Annotated in this window: 1 protein-coding gene; it reads left to right on the top strand. The window is 59.7% G+C overall.

Annotation, left to right across the window (positions count from 1 at the left end; genetic code table 11):
• Positions 1-305 (top strand): hypothetical protein (locus A3722_RS24385; RefSeq protein ID WP_161488232.1); only part of this gene is annotated, 305 nt, incomplete at both ends.

The raw sequence follows: 305 nt of genomic DNA, 5'->3' as shown, positions 1-305 counted from the left end.
GCAGATCACAACCCCGGCACATCCAGCAGTTCAAAACCGACGACCGCGCGCGGCGTGCTGCCCTCTTTGGGCGCAGTGATCGCGGAATTCGCGCTTGTCTGCCTGCTGGTGGCTCTGGTGCCGGTCACGGTTTACCTTGATACAGCCGTTCTGGGCGATGGCGTCTCCGAAGACTCGCTGACAGAACATCTGCACAATACTTTCCTCGCTATTGCGGCTGCCATCTTCATGCTGGGCGCTTACAAACATGTGGGCATGCGGGGGTACCTCACACTGGTGGCCACGCTCTTCGCCTGCATGTTCCT

It is taken from the genome of Sulfitobacter sp. HI0027 (assembly GCF_001634775.1).
In the GTDB taxonomy this organism is placed as follows: Bacteria; Pseudomonadota; Alphaproteobacteria; order Rhodobacterales; family Rhodobacteraceae; genus Sulfitobacter.
The sequence above is the reverse complement of the archived record's forward strand: the minus strand, read 5'-3'. Positions and strand labels throughout refer to the sequence as shown.